This is a genomic window from Streptomyces sp. NPDC012466, from assembly GCF_042955215.1.
Classification (GTDB): domain Bacteria; phylum Actinomycetota; class Actinomycetes; order Streptomycetales; family Streptomycetaceae; genus Streptomyces.
Genome location: NZ_JBIBEQ010000001.1, coordinates 1266410 through 1292836, shown reverse-complemented (window position 1 = coordinate 1292836; position 26427 = coordinate 1266410). Strand labels below are relative to the sequence as shown.

At 72.3% G+C, this 26427-nt stretch carries 21 protein-coding genes; 14 read left to right on the top strand and 7 right to left on the bottom strand.

Annotation, left to right across the window (positions count from 1 at the left end):
- Positions 1-5 precede the first annotated feature (5 nt).
- On the bottom strand, positions 6-1751 hold the full coding sequence (gene treZ / locus ACFY9E_RS05770; protein ID WP_390979639.1) for a malto-oligosyltrehalose trehalohydrolase: 1746 nt from the start codon (positions 1749-1751) through the stop codon (positions 6-8).
- Between the two features lie 173 nt (positions 1752-1924).
- Between treZ and ACFY9E_RS05765 the strand changes: the two genes are divergently transcribed.
- Both ACFY9E_RS05765 and ACFY9E_RS05760 read left to right on the top strand, forming a co-directional pair.
- On the top strand, positions 1925-2476 hold the full coding sequence (locus ACFY9E_RS05765) for an FHA domain-containing protein (RefSeq protein ID WP_390979637.1): 552 nt from the start codon (positions 1925-1927) through the stop codon (positions 2474-2476).
- 176 nt (positions 2477-2652) lie between these two features.
- Positions 2653-3984, top strand: coding sequence for a M14 family zinc carboxypeptidase (locus ACFY9E_RS05760; RefSeq protein WP_390980315.1), 1332 nt, complete (start codon positions 2653-2655; stop codon positions 3982-3984).
- 62 nt (positions 3985-4046) lie between these two features.
- On the opposite strand, the gene ACFY9E_RS05755 is transcribed toward ACFY9E_RS05760, so the two are convergent.
- The gene (locus ACFY9E_RS05755; protein ID WP_390979635.1) at positions 4047-5297 is read right to left on the bottom strand and encodes a M14 family zinc carboxypeptidase; all 1251 of its coding nucleotides are present in this window, start codon (positions 5295-5297) and stop codon (positions 4047-4049) included.
- 110 nt (positions 5298-5407) lie between these two features.
- Positions 5408-6853 (bottom strand): dihydrolipoyl dehydrogenase, encoded by a 1446-nt coding sequence (gene lpdA, locus ACFY9E_RS05750; protein WP_390979633.1) that lies wholly within the window; start codon positions 6851-6853, stop codon positions 5408-5410.
- 86 nt (positions 6854-6939) lie between these two features.
- Here lpdA and ACFY9E_RS05745 point away from each other — a divergent pair, with 86 nt between their 5' ends.
- Positions 6940-7878, top strand: coding sequence for a LysR substrate-binding domain-containing protein (locus ACFY9E_RS05745; protein WP_390979631.1), 939 nt, complete (start codon positions 6940-6942; stop codon positions 7876-7878).
- 2 nt (positions 7879-7880) lie between these two features.
- Here the strand turns inward: ACFY9E_RS05745 and treY are convergent, their stop codons facing one another.
- Both treY and glgX read right to left on the bottom strand, forming a co-directional pair.
- Complete coding sequence (treY, locus tag ACFY9E_RS05740) at positions 7881-10250, bottom strand: malto-oligosyltrehalose synthase (RefSeq protein WP_390979629.1); 2370 nt, start codon at positions 10248-10250, stop codon at positions 7881-7883.
- 129 nt (positions 10251-10379) lie between these two features.
- The gene (glgX, locus tag ACFY9E_RS05735) at positions 10380-12512 is read right to left on the bottom strand and encodes a glycogen debranching protein GlgX (RefSeq protein ID WP_390979628.1); all 2133 of its coding nucleotides are present in this window, start codon (positions 12510-12512) and stop codon (positions 10380-10382) included.
- A 179-nt stretch (positions 12513-12691) separates the two neighbouring features.
- Between glgX and ACFY9E_RS05730 the strand changes: the two genes are divergently transcribed.
- The 4 genes from ACFY9E_RS05730 (at position 12692) to ACFY9E_RS05715 (ending at position 17100) form a co-directional block, all read left to right on the top strand.
- Positions 12692-13522, top strand: a complete 831-nt coding sequence (locus tag ACFY9E_RS05730) for a Tat pathway signal sequence domain protein (RefSeq protein ID WP_390979626.1) — start codon at positions 12692-12694, stop codon at positions 13520-13522.
- A 58-nt stretch (positions 13523-13580) separates the two neighbouring features.
- Positions 13581-14903, top strand: coding sequence for a copper amine oxidase (locus tag ACFY9E_RS05725; RefSeq protein WP_390979624.1), 1323 nt, complete (start codon positions 13581-13583; stop codon positions 14901-14903).
- Between the two features lie 102 nt (positions 14904-15005).
- The gene (locus ACFY9E_RS05720; RefSeq protein ID WP_390979622.1) at positions 15006-16247 is read left to right on the top strand and encodes an SAV2148 family HEPN domain-containing protein; all 1242 of its coding nucleotides are present in this window, start codon (positions 15006-15008) and stop codon (positions 16245-16247) included.
- A 130-nt stretch (positions 16248-16377) separates the two neighbouring features.
- A complete protein-coding gene (locus tag ACFY9E_RS05715) occupies positions 16378-17100 on the top strand; it encodes an exonuclease domain-containing protein (protein WP_390979620.1) in 723 nt (240 codons plus the stop codon).
- Between the two features lie 16 nt (positions 17101-17116).
- On the opposite strand, the gene ACFY9E_RS05710 is transcribed toward ACFY9E_RS05715, so the two are convergent.
- Positions 17117-17980, bottom strand: coding sequence for a phosphotransferase (locus ACFY9E_RS05710; RefSeq protein ID WP_390979618.1), 864 nt, complete (start codon positions 17978-17980; stop codon positions 17117-17119).
- A 161-nt stretch (positions 17981-18141) separates the two neighbouring features.
- Here ACFY9E_RS05710 and ACFY9E_RS05705 point away from each other — a divergent pair, with 161 nt between their 5' ends.
- The 4 genes from ACFY9E_RS05705 to mgt are packed head-to-tail and all read left to right on the top strand — an operon-like array spanning position 18142 to position 22498.
- The gene (locus tag ACFY9E_RS05705; RefSeq protein ID WP_390979616.1) at positions 18142-19104 is read left to right on the top strand and encodes an ABC transporter permease subunit; all 963 of its coding nucleotides are present in this window, start codon (positions 18142-18144) and stop codon (positions 19102-19104) included.
- Complete coding sequence (locus ACFY9E_RS05700) at positions 19101-19934, top strand: ABC transporter permease subunit (RefSeq protein ID WP_390979614.1); 834 nt, start codon at positions 19101-19103, stop codon at positions 19932-19934. The genes ACFY9E_RS05705 and ACFY9E_RS05700 overlap by 4 nt, the downstream gene beginning before the upstream one ends.
- Positions 19934-21208 carry an extracellular solute-binding protein gene (locus tag ACFY9E_RS05695; RefSeq protein WP_390979612.1) on the top strand — a complete coding sequence of 425 codons (1275 nt, stop codon included), beginning with the start codon at positions 19934-19936 and terminating at the stop codon, positions 21206-21208. The genes ACFY9E_RS05700 and ACFY9E_RS05695 overlap by 1 nt, the downstream gene beginning before the upstream one ends.
- A 48-nt stretch (positions 21209-21256) precedes the next feature.
- Positions 21257-22498, top strand: a complete 1242-nt coding sequence (gene mgt, locus ACFY9E_RS05690; protein ID WP_390979610.1) for a macrolide-inactivating glycosyltransferase — start codon at positions 21257-21259, stop codon at positions 22496-22498.
- Here mgt and ACFY9E_RS05685 read toward each other — a convergent pair.
- Positions 22480-23430 carry a M43 family zinc metalloprotease gene (locus ACFY9E_RS05685; protein ID WP_390979608.1) on the bottom strand — a complete coding sequence of 317 codons (951 nt, stop codon included), beginning with the start codon at positions 23428-23430 and terminating at the stop codon, positions 22480-22482. The genes mgt and ACFY9E_RS05685 overlap by 19 nt on opposite strands.
- A gap of 198 nt (positions 23431-23628) precedes the next feature.
- Here ACFY9E_RS05685 and ACFY9E_RS05680 point away from each other — a divergent pair, with 198 nt between their 5' ends.
- The 3 genes from ACFY9E_RS05680 to ACFY9E_RS05670 all read left to right on the top strand — a co-directional run bounded on the left by ACFY9E_RS05680 (position 23629) and on the right by ACFY9E_RS05670 (position 26340).
- Complete coding sequence (locus tag ACFY9E_RS05680; protein WP_390979606.1) at positions 23629-23946, top strand: hypothetical protein; 318 nt, start codon at positions 23629-23631, stop codon at positions 23944-23946.
- Between the two features lie 187 nt (positions 23947-24133).
- The gene (locus tag ACFY9E_RS05675) at positions 24134-24526 is read left to right on the top strand and encodes a hypothetical protein (protein WP_390979604.1); all 393 of its coding nucleotides are present in this window, start codon (positions 24134-24136) and stop codon (positions 24524-24526) included.
- Positions 24523-26340, top strand: a complete 1818-nt coding sequence (locus tag ACFY9E_RS05670; RefSeq protein ID WP_390979602.1) for a caspase family protein — start codon at positions 24523-24525, stop codon at positions 26338-26340. The genes ACFY9E_RS05675 and ACFY9E_RS05670 overlap by 4 nt, the downstream gene beginning before the upstream one ends.
- Positions 26341-26427: the final 87 nt, after the last annotated feature.

Genomic DNA, 26427 nt, shown 5'->3' with positions numbered 1-26427 from the left:
GGCGCTCACTCCCGCAGCAGCACCACGCCCGACTCCCCGGGCAGCCGCACCACCCCGTCCGCCCCGGGCGTGTCCACCGGCTCCCACGCGGCCAGCACGCGCGCGTGGGGTACGCCGAGCGGCAGCTCGGCCGCCTCGGGGGCCAGGTTCACCACCACCAGGACGTCCCCGCGCCGGAAGGCGAGCCAGCGGCGCTCCTCGTCGTAGGCCACCTTGGTGTCGGCGAGGTCGGGGTCGGTCAGGTCGGGCTGCTCGTGGCGCAGGGCGAGGAGCCGCCGGTACCAGGCCAGCACGCGCGCGTGGGGTTCGCGTTCCGGCTCGGACCAGTCGAGGCAGGAGCGGTCCCGGGTCGCCGGGTCCTGCGGGTCGGGAACGTCCTCCTCCTTCCAGCCGTGCGCGGCGAACTCCCGCCGTCTGCCCCGCCGTACGGCGTCCGCCAGCTCCGGGTCGGTGTGGTCGGTGAAGAACTGCCAGGGCGTGCCCGCGGCCCACTCCTCGCCCATGAAGAGCATCGGCGTGAACGGCGCCGTCAGGACCAGCGTGGCCGCGCACGCCAGCAGCCCGGGGGAGAGCAGGGCCGAAAGCCGGTCGCCCTGGGCGCGGTTGCCGACCTGGTCGTGGGTCTGGCTGTAGCCGAGCAGCCGGTGCCCGGCCACCCGCGTGCGGTCCAGCGGCCGCCCGTGGTGCCGCTCGCGGAAGCTCGAGTACGACCCGTCGTGGAAGTAGCCGCCCGTGAGGGTCTTGGCGATCCCGGCCAGCGGGGCGCGCGCGAAGTCGGCGTAGTAGCCCTGCGACTCGCCGGTCAGCGTGCTGTGCAGGGCGTGGTGGAAGTCGTCGTTCCACTGCGCGTGCAGCCCGAGGCCGCCCTCCGCGCGCGAGGTGATGAGCCGCGGGTCGTTCAGGTCCGACTCGGCGACCAGGAACAGCGGCCGGTCCACCTCCGCGGCCAGGGTGTCGACGGCAGTGGAGAGCTCCTCGAGGAAGTGGTGGGCGCGCGTGTCCACCAGCGCGTGCACCGCGTCCAGGCGCAGCCCGTCGATCCGGTAGTCCCGCAGCCACGCCAGCGCGCTGCCGATCAGGAAGGCGCGCACCTCGTCCGAACCGGGCGCGTCCAGGTTGACCGCCGCGCCCCAGGGGGTGTGGTGGGTGTCCGTGAGGTACGGCCCGAAGACGGGCAGATAGTTGCCGGACGGCCCGAAGTGGTTGTGCACCACGTCGAGCACCACACCCAGGCCGAGCGCGTGGGCCCGGTCGACGAAGCGTTTCAACGCCTCGGGACCGCCGTACGGCTCGTGCACCGCCCACAGCGAGACGCCCTCGTAGCCCCAGCCGTGCGTGCCAGGGAAGGGGCACAGCGGCATCAGTTCCACGTGGGTGACGCCCAGTTCGGCGAGATGTCCGAGCCGCTCGGCGGCCGCGTCCAAAGTGCCCTCGCGGGTGTACGTCCCCACGTGCAGCTCGTACAGCACCGCGCCGGGCAGCGGCCGTCCCCGCCACCGCGCGCGCCACGCGTACCGCTCGTGGTCGACGACGGCGCTCAGCCCGTCCGGGCCGTCCGGCTGCCTGCGCGAGCGCGGATCGGGCAGCACGGGCCCGTCGTCCAGCGCGAAGCCGTACCGGGAGCCGTCGCGCGCCTCGGCCTCGCCCCTCCACCACCCCGCCCGTTCCGGATCGCGCTCCAACGCGCGGGTGACGTCGTCGCACCGGAGCGTCACACGGCCGGCCTGTGGTGCCCACACCTCGAACTGCACGGACGGTTCCCCTTCGTCTGCTCACCGTGATGTAGCCCGTCCATGGTGCGTCAAACGAGATCAATCCGCTGGTGCATCCACCCTTTTGCGGCGGGTCTCGCCGGGTACGCACGCGTGGCGGCAGGTTTCCCGTTTTCTGGACAGCCCGGCCGCGCTGCCCGACAATCACCAGCGTGACGTCGTCCTTCGAGTTCAACACGTTCCCCGCGCGGCTCTCCGACGCGGAGCGCGACCGGGCGCTGAAGGTACTCCGTGACGGCGTCGCCGTGGGCCGCCTGTCCCACGACACGTTCGTCCGCCGCATGGAGCTGGCGCTCGCCGCCCGCCGCCCGGACGAACTCGCCGTGCTCACCGCCGACCTGCGCACCGAGAGCCGGCTCTCGCGCCTGGTGTTCGGCACCGTCGAGGCGGTCTCGGGCTTCACCGTACGCATGCGCAGGGCCTGGCAGTCCGAGCGGCTGCCCAAACTGCTGCTGCCCCATCCGTCGCACGGCCATCCGCTGCGCATAGGCCGCGACCCCGCCAGCGGATTGCGCCTCAACCACGAGACGGTCTCCCGCGTGCACGCCGAACTCCGTCACCAGGGTGGCCTGTGGGTCCTGCGCGACCTCGGTTCCACCAACGGCACGACGGTGAACGGACGGCGTGTCGTCGGCGCGGCCGTCGTGCGCGAGGGGGATCAGGTGGGCTTCGGCCGGATCACGTTCCGATTGTCGGCCGACTGACCGGAAACGGAGCCACCCCTCAGCCCTGGCCTGGGCATTACCGTATGCCGGTCGCGGAAGCGTGGCCGAAATGCCTTTGCCGTCCACGGTGTTGACGTACCTCTGAAGTCGTGACTGACTGTGCGTACGCCATCTACACCTGGTGAACCGACGGCACCGCATGGGGGAGGTGTGCCCTGCCGCCTCTCCCGCGCTACCCGACCGTCGACGAACTGGGCGCCCGGGCCACCGCCCTCGTCGCCCGCCACCCCCGTGACGCCCGGTTGCGCCGGGTCGGCACCTCCCGTGCGGGCACCCCGATGTGGCTGCTCTCCGTCGGCCACGGCAGCCGCCAGGCCCTGGTCGTCGCCGGCCCCCACGCCAACGAACCGGTGGGCGGCGCCACCGTGCTGCGCCTGGCCGAGCGGGCCCTGGCCGACCCGCGGCTCACCGAGGGAGCCGACGCCACCTGGAACCTGCTGCTGTGCCTCGACCCGGACGGTTCGCGCCGCAACGAGGGCTGGCTGGGCGGCCCCTACACGCTCGGCCAGTACGTCCGGAACTTCTTCCGGCCCGGCTTCTTCGAGCAGCCCGAGTGGCTGCCCGACGGCGCGGCCGGCGCCGCCCTGCCGGAGACCCGAGCCCTGCTCGGCCTCCAGGACGAACTGCGCCCGTTCCTGCAGTGCTCCCTGCACGGCGTGGACATCGGCGGCGGCTTCGTCGAGCTCACCCACGACCTCCCGGGCTTCGCCCAGCGCCTCGCCCACATCGCCGCCCGGCTCGGCATCCCGCGCGAACTCGGCGCCTACGACGCCCTGTACTGGCCCGGCCTCGGACCCGCCGTCTACCGCATCCCGCCGCCGCGCCGGGCCGATCTGGCCGCGGCCATCACGGAGGCCGCCGTCGAGTCCACGTGGTTCCACCCCTACCGGCACGGCACCGTCACCGCGGTCGTCGAGGCGCCCATGTGGGGCGTGACGGCCGTGGCGGACGGCTCCCCGCCCGCGGACCGGGACGCCGTGCTGCGGGCCGTCAGCAGCACCCTGCGCCACGACACGGGCCTCCTGCGGCACCTGCTGGCCCGCATCAGGCCGCACCTCGCCACCGTGCCCGACGCGGCCCGCCTGCTCGCCCCGGTCGACGACTACCTCCTGGTCTGCCCCGGCCTCGCCGACGCCTGGGACCCCGACACCGGCGACGGCCCCGCCCACCCCCTCCCTCCGCTGAGCACCGCCCACCTCGTCGCCCTGCGCATCTCCGGGCGGCGGCTCGCGCTGCGCACGGCGGGACTGCTGCACCAGCTCGTACGGGCCGCCGGCCGCGACCCGGCCGGGGCGCTGCCGGAGCTGGACCGGCTGATCGACGCGTGGTGCGCCGACTACCGCGACGGCTGCCGGGCGCGGTGGATCCCGGTGGCCCGCCAGGCCGAATACCAGACCCGTGTGGTGCTCGCCGCGTTCGAGCTGGCCGGACGCCGCGCGCCCGCGCGCTCCGGCTCGGGGGAACCCGTACCGATGCAGCAGGACTGAGACGCGGGGCGGCCGGGGCGCCCCAGGCGTCCGGAGCATCGCGCCGCGCAGCCCCTCCGAAGCTACGAAGCCCTCTCGCGGGCGTGCAGCGCCGCCGCGACGACCGTGCGGGACTGGTGCTCCACCTGGTGCTCCAGAGGCACCCAGCGGGCGCGGAAACGCTCCGCGAAAGCGTCGCTCCAGGTCGAGACGAGCCCCTCCAGCCGCTGCGCCGCCTCGTCGTCCGTCCCGCGCAGCACCCGCAGCAGCATGGCCGCCGCCCGCAGCGGCACGCGGCGCGCGAAGGCGTCCACGCTGCCGACGTACGCCCGGGTGAGGTCGGCGGGCGGGGTGTGGACCAGGTCGTAGGCCAGACCCGGCACCAGCTCCAGCCCCCACCGGGCGGCCCGCAGCAACGGCCCGTCCAGGTCCGCAAGCCGCGGCAGCGCCCCGTCGAGCACCCGTGTCACCTCCCGCGCGTCGCTCTGCAGCCGGCGCGCCAGCCGCCCGATCGCCGCCGCCGGAGCAGGATGCGGAGCCGGGTCGTCGACCAGGTCGCTCGCCCACATCGGCACCTCGACCACCGCGGTCAGCCCGCCGTACCGGTGGGCGTGGTACCAGGTGCTGTGCCGCGCGTCGTCCGGCAGGCTCGGGTACGCCGGCCCGATCTCCGGCGCGGGCATGACGTGCACGCCCGGCCCGGAGGCGGGCCAGCCCGCGGCGTCCGACGCGCCGGTCTCCACCGGGATGTGCAGCTCGGCCGCCGACTTCGCGAACGGCTCGGCGAGCCCCGGCACGTCCTTCGTCAACTGCACCCAGCTGCCGCCCAGGTCCGTGCCGTGCAGCGTCACCTGGAGGTAGGGGCGCAACTCGTCGATGACGCCCGTCAGGGCCCGGGTCTCGGGCGGCAGCCGGTCCGGCGGCAGCAACGACGGCGCCCACTCGGGCTGCTCCGGGCCCGCGGGGCGGAAGAAGCCGAGGTGGTAGTCGAAGAGGCTGCGCGGCGCCGGCGTCACATGCAGGCTCGCCCCGTCGGGATCCGCGCACAACAGGAAGTGCCAGGAGATGCCGTCGCGCAGCTCCCGCTGCTCCAGGACCCGCCGGGCGAGCGCGAGCAGGGTGCAGGAGCCGGTCGGCTCGTTGGCATGGGCGCCGGCCACCACCAGTACCGCGCGGTGGGCGCGGCCCACGGACAGCAGGTGCAGAGGTCTGCCGGCGCGTGAGGCACCCACCTGCCGCAGGGTGCACACTCCGGGGCGCTGAGCGGTCAACGCCCGGGCAGCAGAGACCTGTTCGGTCACCGTCGGGTAGCGCAGCTCCGGCAGGACACTCACCCCCGTCACATCCGCCCGAGTTCGCCATCGCAGTACCCCACGGCCATGGTGCGGTGTCAAGGGCGCGATCGGGGAGGCTCCAGGGGGCGCCCGGAAGCACTGGCCGCCGGCTACTGCTGGTGCAGCCCCCGCCCCGCCAGGGTCAGGAACGCCTCGCCGACTGCCTCGGACAGGGTCGGGTGCGGGTGGACGTGCCGGGCCACGTCGGACGGCTCGGCGTCCCAGCCGACGATCAGCTGGCTCTCGGCGATCATCTCCGACACGTGCGGACCCACCAGGTGCACGCCGAGCACCCGCCCGCCGGTCTCGGCGACGACCTTCACCATCCCGCCCCGTCCGTGCACCATGCCCTTCGCGACGGCGGTCAGCGGCATGGTGTCGGTCTCCACCTCGTACCCCCGCGCGCGTGCCTCGGCCTCGCTCAGACCGACGGCCGCCGTCTGCGGCGACGAGTACGTGACCCGGGGCACGGCCGCGTAGTCCACGGGCGCGGACGGCATGCCCGCCAGCGTCTCGGCCACCAGCAGCCCTTCCGCGAACGACGCGTGGGCCAGCCCGGGCGACGGCGGCGGCAGCAGATCGCCCACGACGTGGACGCCCGGCACAGCCGTCTCCAGCCGGTCCCAGTCGGCCGGTACGACGAACCCGCGCGCGTCCGTGGCGAGCCCCGCGGCCGCCACGTCCAGGCCGTCGGTGACCGGGACCCTCCCGACCGCCACCAGCAGCCGCTCGGCCTCCACCGTGAGGGTCTCGCCCCGGGCGGTACGCACGCGGGCCCGCACCCCGTCGCCGAGGACCTCGGCGTCCAGCAGGCGGGCGCCGGCGCGTACGTCGATGCCGCGCTTCTTCAGCCCCCAAGCCAGATGACGGCTCACCTCCGCGTCCTCCAGCGGCACGATCCGGTCGGCGGCCTCCACCAGGGTGACCTCGGCTCCCAGGGAGCGATGGAACGAGGCGTACTCCACCCCGATCGCGCCGCCGCCGAGGACCAGCACGGACGCCGGGAGCCCGGGGGCGAAGAGGGCGTCGTCGCTCGTCACCACGCGCTGCCCGTCGGGTTCGAGCCCCGGGAGCGTGCGCGGCCGTGAGCCGGTGGCCAGGACCAGTCCACGGCGCGCGGAGAGGTTACGTACGCCGGTTTCGCCGTGCGCGCCCGGGCGGGTGTCCGGGACGCCCGGACCCGTCACCCGTACCGAGCGGGGCCCGGTCAGCCGCGCGCTCCCCGCGATCACCCGGACGCCCGCACGCGCGAGATGCGCCTGCACGCCCCGGTGGTTGCGGGCCACGATGTCGTCACGGGTGGCCACCAGGGCGGGCCAGTCGACCGCGTCCAGGGTGGCCTTCACACCCCAGCGTTCGCGGGCCTCGGCGATTCCGTCGACGAGTTCGGCCGCGTGCAGCATCGCCTTGCTGGGGATGCAGCCGCGGTGCAGGCAGGTCCCGCCGACCTTGTCCCGCTCGACGAGCACGACCTCGAGGCCGAGGGCCGCGGCGCGCAGGGCGGTGCTGTAGCCGCCCGTGCCGCCGCCGATGACGATGACGTCCGGTGAGTCCATGTCCCCAGCCTCCGCCCGGCCCTTGCCATGCGTCCAAGGCAATGTTCTTGTGGATTCGATGCAGGACGTTTATGGGGGAGGGGTTCGTGAGCCTGCGCCAGATGGAGTACTTTCTGACGGTCGTCGAGGAGGCGTCCTTCACGCGCGCGGCGGAGCTCCTGCACGTCTCGCAGCCCGCGCTCTCCCACCAGGTCAAGGCACTGGAACGGTCCGTGGGGGGTGCCCTCCTGGAGCGCCTGCCGCGGGGCGTGCGCCTGACGCCGATGGGGCGCGCCTTCCGGCCGCACGCCGAGCTCGCCGTGCGCAGCGCCGCCCAGGCCCGCCGCGCGGCCCGTGCCACCGCCGGTGCCGAGGGCGGTGAACTCCACATCGCCGCCGTCCACTCCGTCGCGGTCGGCGTCCTCCCGGACGTCTTCGCCCGCTGGCGCGCCGCCCACCCGCGCGTGCTGCTGCATCTGCACGAGTACGCCACCTCGCAGGCGCTGGAGGAGCAGATCGAGCGCGGAAGCGCCGATCTCGCCGTCGGCCCGGCACCGGCCGACCCGCCGGGCACGGTCGTACCGGTCGGCCAGGAGGAGATCGTCCTCGTGGTGCCCTTCGACGACCGCTTCGCGGGCCGGACGACGGTGACGCTGGCGGAGCTGGCCGACCGCTCCTGGGTGCGTTGCGCCATGGAACCCGTGGTCCACGGTGAACGTTTCCTCGACTGGGCGTGCGGCCGCGCGGGCTTCACCCCGCGCACCGCCGTGTTCACCGAGCACACCTCGACGGCGGTACGGATGGCCGCGGCCGGTGTCGGAGTCTGCGCGGCCCCGGCCCACCTCGTCGGCGACGCGGTCGGCGGGGGCTGTGTCGTCCTCACCCCCGACCCGGCCTGGCGGCGCACCCTGACGGTCTTCTCGCGCCTGCCGCCGACCGGAGCGGCGGAGAGGTTCGTGGACCTGCTGCGCACAGCCTGGCCGTGCCCGCGAGCCCCCCTGCCCGCCTACGAGGACTGCCCCGAGGACGGCCCCGCCGTCGCCTGAACTCAGTCACCCACCCTTTCCAGCAACGCCACCGGCACCCCCGCGAACAGCTCCGCCACGCGCGCGTGCCCCGTGAACTCCCGCCCGGGCTCCAGCACGTCCGCCCAGCGGCCCGGCGGCAGCGGCAGCCGCGTGTCCCGCCAGCCGCCCGCCTCCGCGAGCCGCAGGGACAGGCGCGTCACGGCCGTCAGCACCTCTCCGGAGCGGACGAACGCCAGGCAGTGCGCCGCCGCCGGGCCCTCGGCGGGCAGTGCCATGTACGTCGCCGTGTCGCCGAAGGCGCCGGGCCGCCGGGCCCGCAGCCCGAGCGCCGCCCGCGTCACCGCCGCCTTCTGCGCGGACGTGCCGCCGGACTCCTCGGGCGGGAAGTCCACCGCCCGCCGGTTGTCCGGGTCGACCAGCGCCCGGTACTCGGCCTCCGTGCCCTGGTAGACGTCCGGGACGCCGGGCATCGTCAGCTGCACCAGGGCCGTACCCAGCACGTTGGACCGGATGTGCGGCGCCAGCGACTCCCGGAAGGCGGCGACCCGCTCACCCGGCGCCCCGCACGGCCCGGCCGCCACGAACCGCCCCACCGCCTCCTCGTACGCCGGCTCCTGCTCGGTCCAGCTCGTGTGCAGGCCGGCCTCCCGCACATGCTTCAGCAGCGCCCCCCGCACCCGTTCCAGCGCCCCCGACGCCGGGCCCAGCCCGAACACCGTCTGCCAGGCCGCCCACGCCAGTTGCGCGTCCGGCACGCCCTCCCCGGCCCGGGTCACCTCCGCGAGCACGTCCGCCCAGCGGTCCGGGCACTCGGTGAGCACCTGCAGCGCCGCCCGGACGTCGGCACTGCGCTTGGTGTCGTGCGTCGACGCCACGGTGCCGGACACCGGCCAGTCGCGCTGCAGGCGCGCGCAGTAGGCGTGGAACTCCTCCGGCGACAGCGCGGGAGCGCCCGGATTCCCGCCCACCTCGGTCGCCGACAGCAGCGGCACGTACCGGTAGAACGCCGTGTCCTCCACCGACTTGGCCCGCAACGCCGACGAGGTCTGCGCGAACCGCGTCCGGAACTCCAGCTGCGCGGGACCGTCGCCGTACCGCCCCAGCACGAGGTCCCGTACGACGTCCACGGCACCGGCCTCCTCGGGCACCGCGAAGGCCTGCCGGGCCTCGGCCGCCGCCGCCTCGGTGACCACGGACGCCGCGTCGACGGACTCGTAGGGCCGGTAGACCTCCATTCGTACGAGCAGCTCCTGGAGCGCCGTGCGCAGTGCCCAGGGCGCGCGGTCGCGCAGGGCCGGTTCCGGTGAGGTCGCGCAGAGCCGGGTCGCCACCCGGGTCAGCCGGTCGGTCTCGGTGGCCAGCTCGTGCGTGAGGACCTTGTACGCCGCCCGGCGCACCGTCGCCTCCCACTGCCCGCCCCGGTCCGTCTGCGGGGCCGCGAAGCGCCGGTACTGCCCCAGGAGGTCCCCGAACCCGGCCGGGTCCGTGAAGACCCCGTCCACGTGCCGCAGGGCGTCGTAGCCGGTGGTCCCGGCGACGGGCCAGGACGCCGGCAGGTGCTCGCCGTCGGCCAGGATCTTCTCCACGACCGTCCAGCGGCCTCCTGTCGCCTCGTGCAGCCGCGTGAGGTAGCCGTCGGGGTCGGCGAGCCCGTCGGGGTGGTCGATGCGCAGCCCGTCGATCACACCGTCGTGGAGCAACCGGAGGATCTTGCCGTGGGTGGCCTCGAACACCTCGGGGTCCTCCACCCGGACCCCGATGAGCTCCGAGATGCTGAAGAACCGCCGGTAGTTGAGGTCGGTCCGGGCCAGCCGCCACCACACCGGGCGGTACCACTGCGCGTCCAGCAGATGCGGCAGCGGCAGGTCCTCGGTGCCCTCGCGCAACGGCAGGACGTGGTCGTAGTAGCGCAGGACGTCACCGTCGACGCGCAGCTCGTCGAGCACCTCGCCCAGCGGCCCGCCGAGGAGCGGGAGCAGCACCTGGCCGTCCTGCGCCTCCCAGTCGATGTCGAACCAGCGCGCGTACGGCGACTTCGGGCCCTCGCGCAGCACCTCCCACAGGGCGCGGTTGTGGCGCGGGGACATGGCCATGTGGTTGGGGACGATGTCCACCACCAGGCCGAGCCCGTGCTCGCGTGCGGTGCGCGCCAGCGCCCGCAGCCCGTCCTCGCCGCCCAGCTCCTCCCGCACGCGCGCGTGGTCGACGACGTCGTAGCCGTGCGTCGAGCCCGGCACCGCCTCCAGGACGGGGGACAGGTGCAGGTGCGAGACGCCGAGCGAGGCCAGGTACGGCACGGCGGCCGCGGCTGCTGCGAACGGGAAGTCGGGCTGCAACTGCAGCCGGTACGTGGCCGTGGGCACTACCGGGTCAGGTCGCTCAGGTGTCATGGAAACGTACGTACCCGCCACGCCTCCGTTCGTGTCATCGCTCGCGCCAGGTGCGCCGCGCGTCGCCCGGACGAGTGGCTCTTTCCGGACGACGCGGCGGCGGCACGGCCCCGGGGGGCCGCCGGGCGGTCACACGGGCCGCTGGAGCACCGTCATGCTCCGGTCCGTGAGGGTCAGCCGGTCCCCGGCCTGCACCTTCGGGCCGGTGTCGGAGGGGAGCCCGCTCGCGCGGGCCGTGTCGACCACGACCTCCCACTGCCGCCCGTGGTTGACCGGAACCACGAACTCCAACGGCTTCGGCGAGGCGTTGAACATCAGCAGGAACGAGTCGTCGGTGATGCGCTCCCCGCGCGCGCCCGGCTCGGAGATCGCGTTGCCGTTGAGGAACACCGTCAGCGCCGAGGCCTGTGCCGAGTCCCAGTCGCGCTGGGTCATCTCCCGGCCGTCGGGAGTGAACCAGGCGATGTCGGACAGGTCGTCGTGCGTGCCCTCCACGGGCCGTCCGTGGAAGAAGCGCCTGCGGCGGAAGACCGGGTGGTCCCGGCGCAGCCACACCATCGCCCGCGTGAAGGCCAGCAGCTCCCCGCTCAGCCCGCCCTCGGCGTCCTCCCCCTCCTCGGGCCACTCGACCCAGGACAGCTCGTTGTCCTGGCAGTAGGCGTTGTTGTTGCCGTGCTGGGTGCGGGCGAACTCGTCGCCGTGGCTGATCATGGGCACGCCCTGGGACAGCATCAGCGTCGCGATGAAGTTCCGCATCTGCCGGGCGCGCAGCCGCAGCACGTCCGGATCGTCGGTCTCGCCCTCGACCCCGCAGTTCCAGGACCGGTTGTGGCTCTCGCCGTCCCGGTTGTCCTCGCCGTTGGCCTCGTTGTGCTTGTCGTTGTAGGCCACCAGGTCGTGCAGCGGGAAGCCGTCGTGGCAGGTCACGAAGTTGATCGAGGCCAGCGGGCGGCGCCCGTCGTCCTGGTACAGGTCGGACGAGCCGGTCAGCCGGGAGGCGAACTCCGCGAGCGTGCGCTGCTCGCCCCGCCACAGGTCGCGCACGGTGTCCCGGTACTTGCCGTTCCACTCGGTCCACAGCGGCGGGAAGTTCCCCACCTGGTAGCCGCCCTCGCCCACGTCCCACGGCTCGGCGATCAGCTTCACCTGGGAGACCACCGGGTCCTGCTGCACCAGGTCGAAGAACGACGACAGCCGGTCCACCTCGTGGAACTGCCGGGCCAGCGTCGCCGCCAGGTCGAAGCGGAATCCGTCCACGTGCATGTCCGTCACCCAGTACCGCAGCGAGTCCATGATCAGCTGGAGCACGTGCGGGGACCGCATGAGCAGGGAGTTCCCCGTCCCGGTCGTGTCCATGTAGTAGCGGGGGTCGTCCGTCAGCCGGTAGTAGCGCGAGTTGTCCAGGCCCTTGAAGGACAGGGTCGGGCCCAGGTGGTTGCCCTCGGCGGTGTGGTTGTAGACCACGTCGAGGATCACCTCGATCCCGGCCTCGTGCAGCGCCTTGACCGCCGACTTGAACTCCAGCACCTGCTGACCCCGGTCGCCCCAGGACGCGTAGGCGTTGTGCGGGGCGAAGAAGCCGATGGTGTTGTAGCCCCAGTAGTTGTTCAGGCCCATGTCGACCAGCCGGTGATCGTTCACGAACTGGTGTACGGGCATCAGCTCCAGGGCCGTGACCCCGAGCTCGGTGAGGTGCTCGATGATCGCGGGGTGCGCGAGGGCCGCGTAGGTGCCGCGCAGCTCCTCCGGAAGGCCCGGGTGGCGCATGGTGAGGCCCTTGACGTGGGCCTCGTAGATCACCGTGTGGTGGTACTCGGTGCGCGGGCGCCGGTCGTCGCCCCAGTCGAAGTAGGGGTTGACCACGACCGACGTCATCGTGTGCGGCGCCGAGTCGAGATCGTTGCGCCGGTCGGGATCGTCGAAGTGGTAGCCGTAGACCTCCTCGCCCCATTGGATCGAACCGCTGATCGCACGCGCGTACGGGTCGAGCAGCAGTTTCGCGGAATTGCAGCGCAGTCCGCGCTCCGGGGCGTACGGGCCGTGCACCCGGAACCCGTACCGCTGTCCCGGCATGATGCCCGGCACATACGCGTGCCGCACGAACGCGTCGCTCTCCCGGAGCTCGATCGCCGTCTCCGAGCCGTCGTCGTGCAGCAGACACAGCTCTACTCGGTCCGCGGCCTCCGTGAAGACCGCGAAATTGGTACCGGCGCCGTCGTACGTGGCACCGAGTGGATACGCCTCGCCAGGCCAGACCTGCATGAATACGACTCTTTCAGGTGTGCGGCGCCGGTGGGGACGCCTTGGTCCCGAGTCTCCCCGAAAGTGAGGGAACCTCCTATGACTTATCTCCCTCTTACCGAGTGACCAGTGCATACGCGGTATGCCAAACCATTGGGGCAAACACATACTCCCGGGGCTTGGGGGAGTAGGGGGAAGACGTGCGCAACATAGTGCACCGCCACCTGGGCAAGGTGGTGGCGGGTACGGCCATCGCGGTGGCGGGGACCGCCGTGATGATCGGGATCACCCTGCCGGGCACGGCGGGGGCGGACGACACGGGGACCCGCGCGGGGCAGTCCGTCCCGCGGGAGACCGGCGGCCCGGCGGGCGACGGCCCGGCGGGCGGGGGCCGGGCCGTGGCGCCGGGGGTCGTGGAGGAGGCACCGGCCGAGGGGCAGCAGGGCGAGGGCCGTGACCCGCTGACCGACGACGAGCTGAAGCGGGTCGAGAAGATCGCCCTCAGCCGGCAGCTGTTCCAGAGCAGTGAGAGCGTCGACGGGGACCGCGGCCCGCAGCGCCTCGGCGTGGACCTCGCCGAACCCGAGGCCGACGAGGCCGGCAAGCCGGACGCGCCCCGGCGTGCCGACGTGACGTTCTACGACTACCGGGACGACACCCTCGTCACCCGGACCGTCGACCTCGGCACCGGCAAGGTGGTGAGCACCGGCACCCAGCACGGCGTCCAGCCGCCGCTCAGCCGCGCCGAGAAGGCCGAGGCGGCCGCACTTCTGATCGCCGACCCGCTGGGCGCGGACCTCAAGGCCGACTACAACGACGCCACCGGCAAGGCGCTCACCTCCCCGGACCAGCTCCAGCTCAGCGGCGCCGTCTACCGGGCCGCGCCGGGCGCCCAGCCCGCCGTGCTCGACCGGTGCGGGGAGCACCGCTGCGTCCGGCTGTTCCCGAAGATCAAGAACGGGCCGTGGGTCGACGCCAGGTCGCTGGTGATCGACCTGAGCGCCCGCAAGGTCGCCCGGCTCGGCCGCTGACCCACCCTCTTCGCTCACCCGTCCACCTCGCTCCTCCTCGTCAGGGAGTCATCTCGTCATGCGCGTGAACAGCAACACCAAGGTCCGCACCCGGGCGGCCGTGGGCCTGACCGTGGCCGCGCTGGCCGCCGGCGCCACGGCCGGCGCCGGACCGGCCACCGCCCAGCCGAAGGCCGCCCCCGCAGCGGCACCGGCCGCCGACTGCAGCGCCGCCTACCGCATCGAGCAGAAGCTCTCCTCCGGCACGACCTGGCGGATGTGCTGGCGCTACGACGGCAAGGCCGGCCTCGTCCTGGAGAACATCTCGTACCAGCCCAAGGGCGAACCCAAACAGATCAAGGTCCTCAACAGCGCGCGCCTGGGCCAGATCCACGTCCCCTACGACGACGGCTCGGTCGAGTACGACGACCTCACCGGCTTCGACTTCGCCCAGGGCCTGATGAACCTGGCGCCGGGCGAGTGCCCCGGCGGGGCCATCAAGACCGTCAAGGTCCCCGACTCCTGGAACGACGACCCGAACGTCAAGGGCCTGTGCACCACCACCCGCTCCCGCGGCCACGCCTACCGCATGCAGGGCGACACCGCGAACAAGGTCTTCCAGGCCGAGGGCAAGGACCTCCTCGTCTACACGGTGAACCAGGTCGGCTGGTACGAGTACATGACCGAGTGGCGCTTCCAGGACGACGGCACGATCACCATGAACGTCGGCGCCACCGGCAGCCTGTCCTTCGACGACTACGACGCCGGTGACGGCCGCGGCTGGCCCATCGGCAAGGGCGCGAGCGCCAAGGCCACCAGCCACAGCCACAACGCCTTCTGGCGGCTCGACTTCGCCCTGGACGGCTCCACCAAGAACGGCGTCGAGCAGTACGACTCCGCCGTCACCGCGCCGACCCGGGGCCAGCGCGCCCCCACCACCAAGACGACCCGCACCAAGGTCACCAAGGAACTGGCCGGGGACAGCAAGGCCTACCGCTGGTGGCGCATGGTCAGCGCGACCGGAAAGAACAAGGACGGACACGCGCGCTCCTACGAGATCGTCCCGGGGGTCACGACCAAGTACCCGGGCCGCAGCTACACCAAGCACGACCTGTACGTCACGCAGTACAACAAGTGCGAACTGTTCGCCAGCCACAACCCCGGCAACTGCGGGGCCGGAGCCGGAAAGTCCGTCGACAAGTGGGTGAACGGACAGACCCTGACCCACCCGGTGGTGTGGATGAACGTCGGCTTCCACCACATAGCCCGGGACGAGGACCAGCAGCCCATGCCCGTCCACTGGCAGGGCTTCTCCATCGCCCCGCGCGACGTCACCGCCATGAATCCGCTCACTCCGGCCGAGCTCGCCTGGCAGAACGGGCACTGGCGGCCGCGCGGTTGAGAACTACCCTGCCCATCCGGCTGCACCGCCGACCGCTCCCGGAGTACCCTTCCTTGATCGTTGACAAGGGCGGTGCCCGGGGGAGCGGAAGGCGGTGCGCGGGTGGGCTCGGGAGGGCTGGAGCTGCCCCCTGGTGACGAGGGTCACGAGGGGAACTCCGCAGACGTCCCGACCGGTGCCGTGTCCCTGGCGCGGCCGATGGACGCGACGGGTTCGATCGGCCCGGAACTGGACTGGGACGCCGACGCCTGGCGCGAGGTGCGCACCCGTGCCCAGCGGGCCGGCCGGGCCTACATCTGGCTGAACCTCGTCGAACAGCGGCTGCGCGCGGTGGTCGCCGCCGTACTGCGGCCGGTCTACGAACCCGTGCACGGCGAGGACTGGGTGGTGGCCGCCGCCGGACCGGCCGGCCAGGAGTGGGTGCAGCGCGCGGTGGCCGTGCGCGAGGTCAGCCGCCGCAAGGGCTACCTGCTCGACCCGGCCGACGACAACGTGCTGTCCTTCCTCACCCTGCCGCAGCTGCGCGAGCTGATGGTGCAGCACTGGCCCTGCTTCGAGCCGTACTTCGACGACCGCCGGGACGTCGAACTCGCCTTGGACGAGCTGGAGGTCACCCGCAACGTCGTCTCCCGCAACCGGGCCCTGTCCGAGGCCGTGCTGAGCCAGGCCGAGCGGGCCTCGGCCCGGCTGCTGGAGATGCTCGGCGCCGGCGGGGACGTGCCGTCCGCGCGCCGGCTGCCCATCGACGCGGTCGAGGACCTGGTCGGCGACCGGTACGCCGACGTGGTCGCCGTGCACTCGGACCGGGTGCGGCTGATGCGGCAGTTCCCGGCCGAGGACATCTTCGGCGGCGCCCGCCGTCTCGACGCCATCGGCATCGGCCTCAACCTGCTCGTGCAGAACTTCTCCGGCCGGCGCCTGGTGCGGCTGGCCGAGTCCGGCTGCCGGGTCAGGCTGCTGTTCCTCAATCCGGCCTCCAGCGCGGTGAAGCGGCGCGAGCGCGAACTCGGCATCAAGCGCGGTGAGCTCAGCCGGGCCGTCGAGATGAACATCCTGCACATGCGCCGGGTGCGGGCCCGGCTGCGCGACCCGGGCGCCTTCGAGATCCAGGTCTTCGACGAGACGCCCCGCTTCACGGCGTATCTGGTGGACGGCGACGGTGCGGACGGCATCGCGGTCGTGCAGAGCTATCTGCGCCGCACCCGGGGCATGGAGGCACCGGTGTTCGTGCTGCGCAACAGCGGCAAGGTGGTCAAGTCGGGCGAGGTGGACGAAAGCGGCCTCTTTCCCACCTATCGCGAGGAGTTCGAGGTGATGTGGGCGGATTCGCGGCCGGTGTCGTGACCTGTGTCCCTCTGCGCGGTGGTGCCGGGCCCGCCGCCGGGCGTCGGCGGAACGCGGCCCTCTGATTGTCAGTGGTGCGTGGGAAGGTGGAGACCACTGGGGGAACGCACCACAAGAAGGGGGACCGCCCATGAGCTGGCACCGGGAGCTGCTGGTCGGCTTCGACCTGGAGACGACGGGCACGGATCCGCGCGAGGCACGCATCGTCACGGGAGCCGTGATCGAGGTCAGGGGCGGGGAGCCGAGGGGACGCCGGGAGTGGCTCGCGGACCCGGGAGTGCCGATCCCCGAGGACGCGGTGGCGGTGCACGGCATCAGCAACGAACGCGCGGCGGCCGAGGGCAGACCGGCCGACCAGGTGGCGGACGCCCTGGCCGACGTCCTCACCTCCTACTGGAAGACGGGCGTGCCGGTCGTCGCCTACAACGCGACCTTCGACCTCACCCTGCTCTCCGCGGAGTTGCGGCGCCACGGCCTGCCGTCCCTGCGCGACCGCCTGGGCGGTGTGGACCCGGCCCCGGTCATCGACCCGTACACCATCGACCGCTGGGTCGACCGCTACCGCCGCGGCAAACGCAACCTCGAAGCCGTCTGCGCCGAGTACGGAGTCGTCCTCGACGCCGCCCACGACGCCACGGCCGACGCCCTGGCGGCCGCCCGCCTGGCCGGCGCGATAGCCGACCGCCACCCCAAGATCGCCACCCTCGGCCCGGCGGCCCTGCACCACCGCCAGATCGAGTGGTACGCGCAGTGGGCGGCGGACTTCCAGAGTTTCCTGCGCGGCAAGGGCGACGTGACGGCGCTGGTCGACGGGACGTGGCCCGTGCGGGAGTTGGCGGAGGAGCCGGTCTGACAGAGCCTGCCGGCCGTCAGAACGGATACCACCGCACCGTCTCGTCCCCCTCCCGCAAGGACCTCACCCGCCGCTCGAACTCGGCCAGGGCCTTCGGGTTGCTCGGCGCGTGCTGGGCGACCCACGCACAACTGGCCGTCTCCCGGGCCCCGCGCAGCACACCGCAGCCCTCCCACGCGCGTACGTCCCAGCCGTAGGTGTCGGCGAACGACGCGTACGCCCCGTCCGACACCCCGTACCGGTCGTGGGACAGCACCATCACCACCAGATCGTGCTCCCGCAGATCCGCGGACACCGTCTCCAGGTCCACCAGTACGGGACCGTCAGGTCCGACATGCACATTCCGCGGCAGCGCGTCCCCGTGGATCGGCCCCGGCGGCAGATGCGGGGTGAGCGCGGCCGCCTGCGCGGCGAACCCGTCCCGCCGCTCGCGCAGATACGCCGCGTCCGCGGGGTCGATCGCGTCCCCCGCGAGCCGCAGCCAGCGCTCCACACCGCCCAGCAGATCACGGCCCGGAAGCTCGAACGGAGGCAGAGGCGTGGCGTGCACGACCCGAAGGAGTTCGGCCAGATCCCGCGGCTCGGCGGGCCGCACGGCATCCGGCAGCCGATGCCACAGCGTCACCGGATGCCCCTCCACCAGCAGCGCCTTCGGCTCGGCCGCCCGCACCGCCGGCACGCCCGCCCCGGCGAGCCACACCGCGATGTCGAGTTCACGGCGCGCCCGGTCGAGGAGTTCGGCGTCCCGGCCGACCTTGACGACCAGGTCACCGGCGGCGAACACCGCGTTCTCGCCCAAGGCGAGCAGCCGTGCCTCCCGGGCCGCACCCGGCAGCACCCCTGCCGCTGCCAGTACGTCCCGCGCCTGTGCCTCGTCCATCGTCCGCCTCCGTCGTCCACGCTTCGGCCGTCGGGTTCCGGCCATTTCACCGGCCAGTGTCGCATCGGCACAGGTCGGGCGGCGTGTGCGGTGCCTTGACGAGGCATACGGCCTTCACGAGCATGACCAAGCCGGCCGCGTTGTGCGAAGGGGCTGATTCCGTGACATCGGTGACCGAGGCCTCCTCACCCTCGCCCCCTTCGCCACCGAAAGGGCGGGCCGGGCGCAGACCCGGCGGGAGGCGGCCACGGCCGGCCGCCGACCACGGGGCCTGGTTCCTGGTGCTGCCCGCGCTGATCCCGATCCTCGTCCTCAGTGCCGGACCACTGCTGTACGGGATCCTGCTGGCCTTCACCGACGCCCAGTCGGGCCGCACCGAGCCCACCCGGTGGATCGGCGCCCTCAACTTCCGGGACCTGCTGCACGACACGCTGTTCTGGGAGTCGTTCCGGATCGGGCTGGTGTGGGCGGTCGGGGTGAGCGTGCCCCAGTTCCTGCTCGCGCTCGGTCTCGCCCTGCTGCTCAACCAGGATCTGCGGCTGCGCTGGCTGGCCCGCGCCCTGGCGATCATCCCCTGGGCCATGCCCGAGGTCGTCGTCGGCATCATGTGGCGGCTCGTCTACAACCCCGACGCGGGCATCCTCAACGAGACCTTGGGCGACCTCGGGCTCGGCGGCGGCCGGGACTGGCTCAGCGGACTGGCGACGGCGCTGCCCGCCGTGATCGTCGTCGGCGTCTGGGCGGGCATGCCGCAGACGACGGTGGCGCTGCTCGCCGGGCTCCAGAACACTCCGCGCGAACTGCACGAGGCGGCGGCGGTCGACGGAGCGGGCGCCTGGAGACGCTTCCGCACGGTCACCTGGCCCGCGCTGCGGCCCATCGCCCTCGCCGTCACCGCGCTCAACCTCATCTGGAACTTCAACTCCTTCGCCCTGGTCTACGTCCTGACCAACGGCGGCCCGGGCGGCCGCACCCGGCTGCCCATGCTCTTCGCCTACGAAGAGGCCTTCCGCTACGGGCAGTTCGGTTATGCGGCGGCGATGGGGTGCGTGATGGTGGCCGTGATCTCGATCGCCCTGGCCGTGTTCCTCGCCGGCCGCCTCAAGGCAGGTGACGACTCGTGAGGACCGGCCGCCCGGCCCGCGTCGGCCAGTACACGGCGCTGCTCGCCTACCTCGTCTTCCTCGCCTTCCCGTTCCTCTGGCTGGTCTCCACCGCCTTCAAGCCGCCGCGCGAGCTGAGCAGCCTGCACCCGACCTGGATCCCGAACGACCCCACCCTCGCCAACTTCCGGCAGGCCTTCGACGAACAGCCGCTGCTGCACGCCGCGCTCAACTCCCTGATCGCCGCGCTCGCGGCGGCCGTCGTCGCCGTGCTCATCGCGACGCCGATGGCCTACGTCGTGGCCCGGCGCCGCACCCGGCTCGCGAAGGCGGTGACGGGCTGGGTGGTGGTCAGCCAGGCCTTCCCGTTCGTGCTGCTGATCATCCCGCTGTTCCTGGTGCTGAAGAACCTCCGTCTGATCAACTCCGTGCCGGGGCTGGTGCTGGTGTACGTGGTGTGGGCGCTGCCCTTCGCGCTGTGGATGCTCGCCGGGTACGTACGCGCCGTGCCGCCCGAACTGGAGGAGGCGGCGGCGGTCGACGGGGCGGGCCGGGTACGGACGCTGGTGTCGGTGACCGCGCCGCTGCTCGCCCCGGGCATCGTGGCGACCGCGCTGTTCGCGTTCATCACCGCGTGGAACGAGTTCTTCTTCGCGCTCGTCCTCCTCAAGACACCGGAGAAACAGACGCTTCCCGTGATCCTCACCCACTTCATCGGCGCCGAGGGCGTCGCCGACCTCGGCCCCCTCGCGGCGGCCGCGTGCCTCGCCACGCTGCCCTCCCTGGTCGTCTTCGCGCTCATCCAGCGGCGGATCACCGGCGGCATGCTCACCGGGGCGGTGAAGAGCTGATGCGGGCGCGCCTGCTGGCCTTGGTCCTCCTGCTGCTGCTCGCCGGCTGCTCCTCCGGCGGCACCCGCGACGACGGCCGCATCACGCTGCGCTTCCAGTCCCTGGCCTGGCAGGAGGAATCCGTCGAGGCCAACAGGCGACTGGTGAAGGAGTGGAACGCCGGACATCCGGACATCCGGGTCGAGTACGTCCAGGGGTCCTGGGACAGCGTCCACGACCAGCTCCTCACCGCCTTCGAGGGCGGCGAGGCACCCGACATCATCCACGACGCCTCGGACGACCTCGCGGACTTCGCCTACGGTGGCTACCTCGCCGATCTCGCGGATCTGCTGCCCGCCCGGCTCATGTCGGACATCCCGCGGCGCAGTTGGGAGACGACCACCTTCGGGGACGGCATCTACGGTGTGCCGTTCCTCCAGGAACCGCGCGTGCTGATCGCCAACGCCACGTGGCTCCGGGAGTCCGGCGTGCGGATCCCGACGCCGGAGCGGCCGTGGAGCTGGGACGAGTTCCGCCGGATCACCGAACGCCTCAGCGGCCGGGGCACGTACGGCGTCGCCTGGCCGCTGAAGGAACCCGTCTCGGCCACGCTCAACCTCTCCCTGTCGGCGGGCGGGCAGCTCTTCCACCGCGGGCCGGACGGCAAGGTGACGGTCCGGTTCGAGGCGGCGGACCAGGTGGTGCCGCGCACCATCCACGACCAGGCCAACACCGACCGCAGCGCCTCGCCCACGACCCTGGGCAGCGGTGGCTCCGACACACTGCCCGGCTTCTTCGGCGGCCGGTACGCGATGGTCCCGCTCGGCTTCTCCTACCGTCAGCAGATCGTCCAGCAGGCCCCGAAGGGCTTCGACTGGCAGGTGCTGCCCGCCCCGGCCGGGGCGGGCGGTCCGACCCAGGGCGTCAGCCCGCAGACCCTCTCCATCGCCGAGGACTGCCCGCACAAGAAGGAGGCCGCCCGGTTCCTCGACTTCCTCCTCCGGCCACCGAACATGGTCCGTCTCGCCCTCGGCGACTGGATGCTGCCCACGGGCACCGAGGCGCTGAAGGACCCCGCCCTGCACCGCGCGAAGGACGGCTGGGCCACCGGCACCGCCCTCGCCGGGCACCTGAGGCCGGCACCGGCCCAGTCCGTGCGCGGCTACCCGGAATGGAAGGACAAGGTGGCCACACCCGCGTTCCAGGAGTACTACAGCGGGGCGATCGGCATCGGTGAGCTGCGGAAGCGACTGGAGAAGGACGGCAATCTGGTGCTGGCGCGCTACCAGCGCTGACGCACACGATGGTTGCACGAGACGTATCGTCTCGCGTACGGTCGGCGCATGACCCGTCGCGCCCACATCGCCATGTTCTCCATCGCCGCCCACGGCCACGTGAATCCGAGCCTGGAGGTGATCCGCGAGCTCGTGGCGCGCGGCCACCGGGTGACCTACGCGATCCCGCCGGTCTTCGCCGACAAGGTCGCGGGCACCGGCGCGGAGGTGAAGCCCTGGAACACGACCCTGCCCTCGCCCGACGACGACCCGCAGGCGTGGGGGAGCACGCTGCTGGACAACGTGGAGCCGTTCCTCACCGACGCGATCCAGGCCCTCCCGCAGCTGATCGAGGCGTACGAGGGTGACGAGCCGGACCTCGTCCTGCACGACATCGCCTCCTACCCGGCCCGGGTCCTCGCCCACCGCTGGGGCGTCCCCGCGATCTCCCTCTCGCCGGCCATGGTCGCCTGGGAGGGGTACGAGGAGGAGGTCGCCCGGCCCCTGTGGGAGGAGCCGAGGAAGACGGAACGTGGCCGCGCCTACTACGCCCGTTTCCATGCCTGGCTGGAGGAGAACGGGATCACCCAGCACCCGGACGACTTCGCGGGCCGGCCCGACCGCTCGATCGTCCTGCTCCCGAAGGCGCTCCAGCCGAACGCGGACCGCGTCGACGAGCGCGTGTACTCCTTCGTCGGGGCCTGCCAGGGCGACCGCACCGCGGACGGCGACTGGCAGCGGCCCGCCGACGCCGAGAAGGTCGTGCTCGTGTCCCTCGGCTCCGCCTTCACCAAGCAGCCCGGCTTCTACCGGGAGTGCGTCAAGGCGTTCGGCGACCTGCCCGGCTGGCATCTGGTGCTCTCGGTCGGCAAGCACGTGGACCCGGCCGGGTTCGCGGACGTCCCGGCCGACGTCGAGGTGCACTCCTGGGTGCCGCAGTTGGCGATCCTGAAGCAGGCCGACCTGTTCGTCACGCACGCCGGCGCCGGCGGCAGCCAGGAAGGCCTGGCCACCGCCACGCCGATGATCGCCGTACCACAGGCCGTGGACCAGTTCGGCAACGCGGAGATGCTCCAGGGTCTCGGCGTGGCTCGGTACCTCCCCACGGAGGAGGCGACCGGCGAGACCCTGCGCGAGGCGGCCCTCGCCCTGGCCGGTGATCCCGAGGTGGCCCGCCGGCTGAGGGAACTCCAGGCGGAGACGGCCCGGGAGGGCGGCACCGGGCGCGCGGCCGACCTCATCGAGGCCGCACTGGACACCCCCTGGCACCGCCGTCCCGCGTCAGGCCGTGGTCACACCGAGACGGCCTGACGGGTCAGGGGCAGCCGGGCGTTGTCGAGTGTGGCGTCCATCCGTGCCGACTGGCCCTTGGTGAACATGAACATCGCGGCGTCGTCGGTGTAGTCCATGTAGTTCATGAACATGTCGCCGTCCGGCCCGTTGTTGCACGTCACATGCGGGAAGCCGGGCGAACCGACGTTGGGGCCGCCCTGGTTGGGAGTGTCCGCGACGAAGTCGCTGCCGTTGCACCCCGCGTCGTCGTCGCCCCAGATGTGCCGCAGGTTCAGCCAGTGCCCGATCTCGTGCACGGCCGTGCGGCCACCGTCGAACGGCGCCGTGGCGGTGCCGGTGGTCCCGAGCGCGCTGTGCGTGACGACCACGCCGTCCGTGGAGGCGGCGCCGCCCGGGAACTGCGCGTAACCCAGCAGTCCGCGGCGCAACTGGCAGACCCAGAGGTTCAGATAGATGTCCGCGGGCCACGCGTCCTGGCCGCCGCTCAGGCTGAACTTGACCAGGTCGTCGGTGTCCCAGTCGGCGTTCGCGCTCCGGGTCCGCGTGATGCCGTCGGTGGGGCGGCCCAGCGGGTCGGTGCGGGCGAGGTGGAACTGCAGGCGCGCGTCCGCCACGAGGTCCTGCCAGACCGCGGGCACCTTGGCGACATCCGGGTTGCTCCCCCGGAAGTCCTGGTTGAGCACGTCGATCTGACTCTGGATCTGGGCGTCGCTCACGTTCTGCTCGGGGGTGCTGTGCACGACGTGTACGACGACGGGGATGTCGACCGGGCCCTGCCGTCCGGTGACGTGCTCCATCGTCTCGTAGGCGAAGGCGGTGTTCTCGATCAGGGCCCGGTTCTCGGCGTACTCGGGGTTCAGGCTGAGGAGTCTGCGGTCCACCTCCATGGCGCCGCACCAGCGGCTGTAGTCGGCGGAGGTGACGCGGAGGAAGGACTGGGCGTCGGACATGACTGCCCCTCGGGAAGCTGAGGGTGTGCCGCGCAGGCGGCTGCGAAGTGCGCGTCTGACACGCGCCGCGAGGGCCGGGCGACGCCGGGCGGAGCGGTCGGTTGCCCGTTCCCTCCGAACCCATACACTGATAATCCTAGCCACTCATGTGCAATACCGGCAATGTGGACGGCTTTTGGGCGAGTGAGGTGCCGGGTCATGCGACAGCCCCCGTCGGACCTGTTCCGTTCCTGGTTCCATTCCTACGAGGAGGACCACGAGGACGTGCGGGTGTACCGGCCGGACGACTACCCCTTCCCGCCGGCGCGCGGACGCCGCGGCATGGAGTTCGCGCCCGACGGCACCTTCGTCGACCACCCGCTGGGGCACGGCGACGCATCCGGCGCCGTCCCCGGCCGCTGGCACCTCGTGGCGGACCGTCACCTCGCGCTCACCTTCGACGGCACCCGCCCGGAGCGGGAGCTGGAGATCCTGCGCTGCGACGAGCATGAGCTGCAGGTGCGCCGGCTGACGTAGTGCCTCTGTGCGAACCTCGGCCGTCCCAAGTTGAACGACGAACCTTTCGGTTGAGCCGTCAAACTCATCCGCCCTCGGGCGACTTGCCACCCCGCACTGAGCAGCGGAGACTGTGAATGATGACGTAGAGCCCACCGACACTCCGACTCTGCGCCGCCCCGAAGAGCACGAACAAAGGGGTGACCCGGTGGAGAACGAACTGCATATCCTCCTCACCGAAGAGGACGCGGAAGCCGAACGCGTCGCCGAGCTGACCGGCTATCTGCGCGAGGAACTGCTCGATCTCGACGTGGACGACGTCACCGTGCCCCCCGGCGGGGAGGTCCCGCCCGGAGCCCGGGCCGTGGACGTCACCCAGATCGGTGCCCTGCTGGTGACGCTGGGCAGCTCGGCGACCGCCCTGAGCCAGGTGATGACCGTGATCCGGTCGTGGGTGGGCCGTCGCCATGACACCCACCCGTCCCTGCACCTGCGGATGGGGGACGACGTCCTGGAGGTGTCCGAGGCGACCGACGACCAGGTCACCGAGGCGTTCAAGATCTTCGTCGAGCGCCATTCCACGGCGGGAGCCGGGCCATGACGGATTCCAGGCACGCGCTGATCATCGCCAACGACCGGTACACCGACCAGGGGCTCAAGAAGCTCAGGGCGCCTGCCCAGGACGCCGCGGCTCTCGAGCGGGTGCTGCACGACCCGCAGATCGGCGACTTCGAGGTGCAGGTCGTGCACAACGCCTCGGCCGACCTCATGCGCAGGCGCATCCAGAGCTTCTTCAACGACCGCCGCCGCTCCGACACGCTCCTGCTGCACTTCTCCTGCCACGGCCTCAAGAGCGAGTCCGGCGAGCTGTACTTCGCCGCGAGCGACACCGAGCCCCCGCTGCTGGCCGCCACGGCTGTCGCCTCCCAGTTCGTCCGCGGTTGCATGTCCGGCACCCGGGCGGGCCGCAGCGTCCTGTTCCTCGACTGCTGCTACGGCGGCGCCTTCTCCCGGGGCTCGGCCTCCGTGCGCGCTTCCGGGGAGGTCAACGTCCTCGAGTCGTTCCCGAAGGACGAACCGGCCGGTGGGCGGGGCTGGGCCGTCATCACCGCCTCCGACTCCATGGAGTACTCCTTCGAGGGCAACGAACTCGCCGAGGATTCCGCTCCGCGGCCTTCGGTGTTCACTCACGCGGTGGTCGAAGGCCTGGAGACCGGCGAGGCCGACCTCGACGCGGACGGGAATGTCTCCCTCGACGACCTGTACGAGTACGTCTACAGACACGTACGGGAGCAGAACCCCCATCAGACCCCGAAGAAGGCGGCGGAGCTGCAAGGGGAGCTGCATCTGGCCCACAGCAGACGCGGCCGCATCAAGATCGTCGCCATCCCCTCGCCGCCCACCCTGCGGACCGCCCTGAACAGTGACGAGGTCCTCACACGGCAGGGCGCCGTGCTGGAGTTGCGCAAACGGCTGCGGCACACGGAGCTGCCCGTGGCGGAAGGGGCGCGTCAGCACCTGGAGGACATCGCGCGCAACGACATCCAGCAGATCGCCGATCTGGCGTCCGACGCCCTGAGGGAGATCCGCCTGGCACCGTCCCCGGACCACCTGGACTTCGGCCGTGTACCGAGGAGCTCGACCCCCGGGAAGAGACCCGTCACCCTGCACGGCCCACCGCTGGCCCGGCACTGCGTGGCCCAGCCCCAACAGCCGTGGCTGCGGGTCGATCCGACCCGGAGCGGTCTGGAGGTCCACGTCGACACGGCCGCCGCGGGGCCCCTGGCCGGCGACATCGTGCTGAAGGGGGTGGCCGACGAGTCAGTGATCCACGTCGAGGCGGAGGTGGCCCCGGCAGACGAGGCCGGCCGCACAAAGCCCGGCCCCGACGCCTCGAACGACTCCGCAAAGCCGAAGCCTCGATCGGAGGACAAGCGGGACACAGTGGTCATCGAGCCCTCACACGTCCCGCCCCGGCCGATGAAGCCGCCCCTGACCACCGCGCACCGGAAGCGACCGGACCCGTCATCCCCGTCCCGACGCGCTCCCGTCCTTGCCGGTGCCGCCCTCGCCCTCGCCGTCACGGCGGTCGTCACGCTCCTACTGGCTCTCCAGAGGGGGGTGGTGGCCGTCGTGGAACGGGGCGAGGAAGGCAGGTCCGGCAACGTCGAGGACAACATCCGCGAGCACGCGGCGCTCACACCGCTCACCGTGTGTCTGATCACCGGCGCGGTGGCACTGGTCGTCGCCGCGTTCGCCCGGCACGATCCGGGCACCCGCGGGGAGCACGGCACGAGGCGGGCGGTGAGCGGTACGCGCACACTGACCTCGGTCGCGACGGGCCTGGCGATCCCGGCGCTGGTCCTGGCCGTCCTCGCGGGCATCGCCTACCTGGTGGGCAGCGGCCAGTGGTGACCGTCCGCCGCGGGATCGGAGCCGGTCCGGGACTCCAGAACACCTGCTCGGCGAGAGGTGCGGAAGGGCCCGTCGATTCCCCCGGGA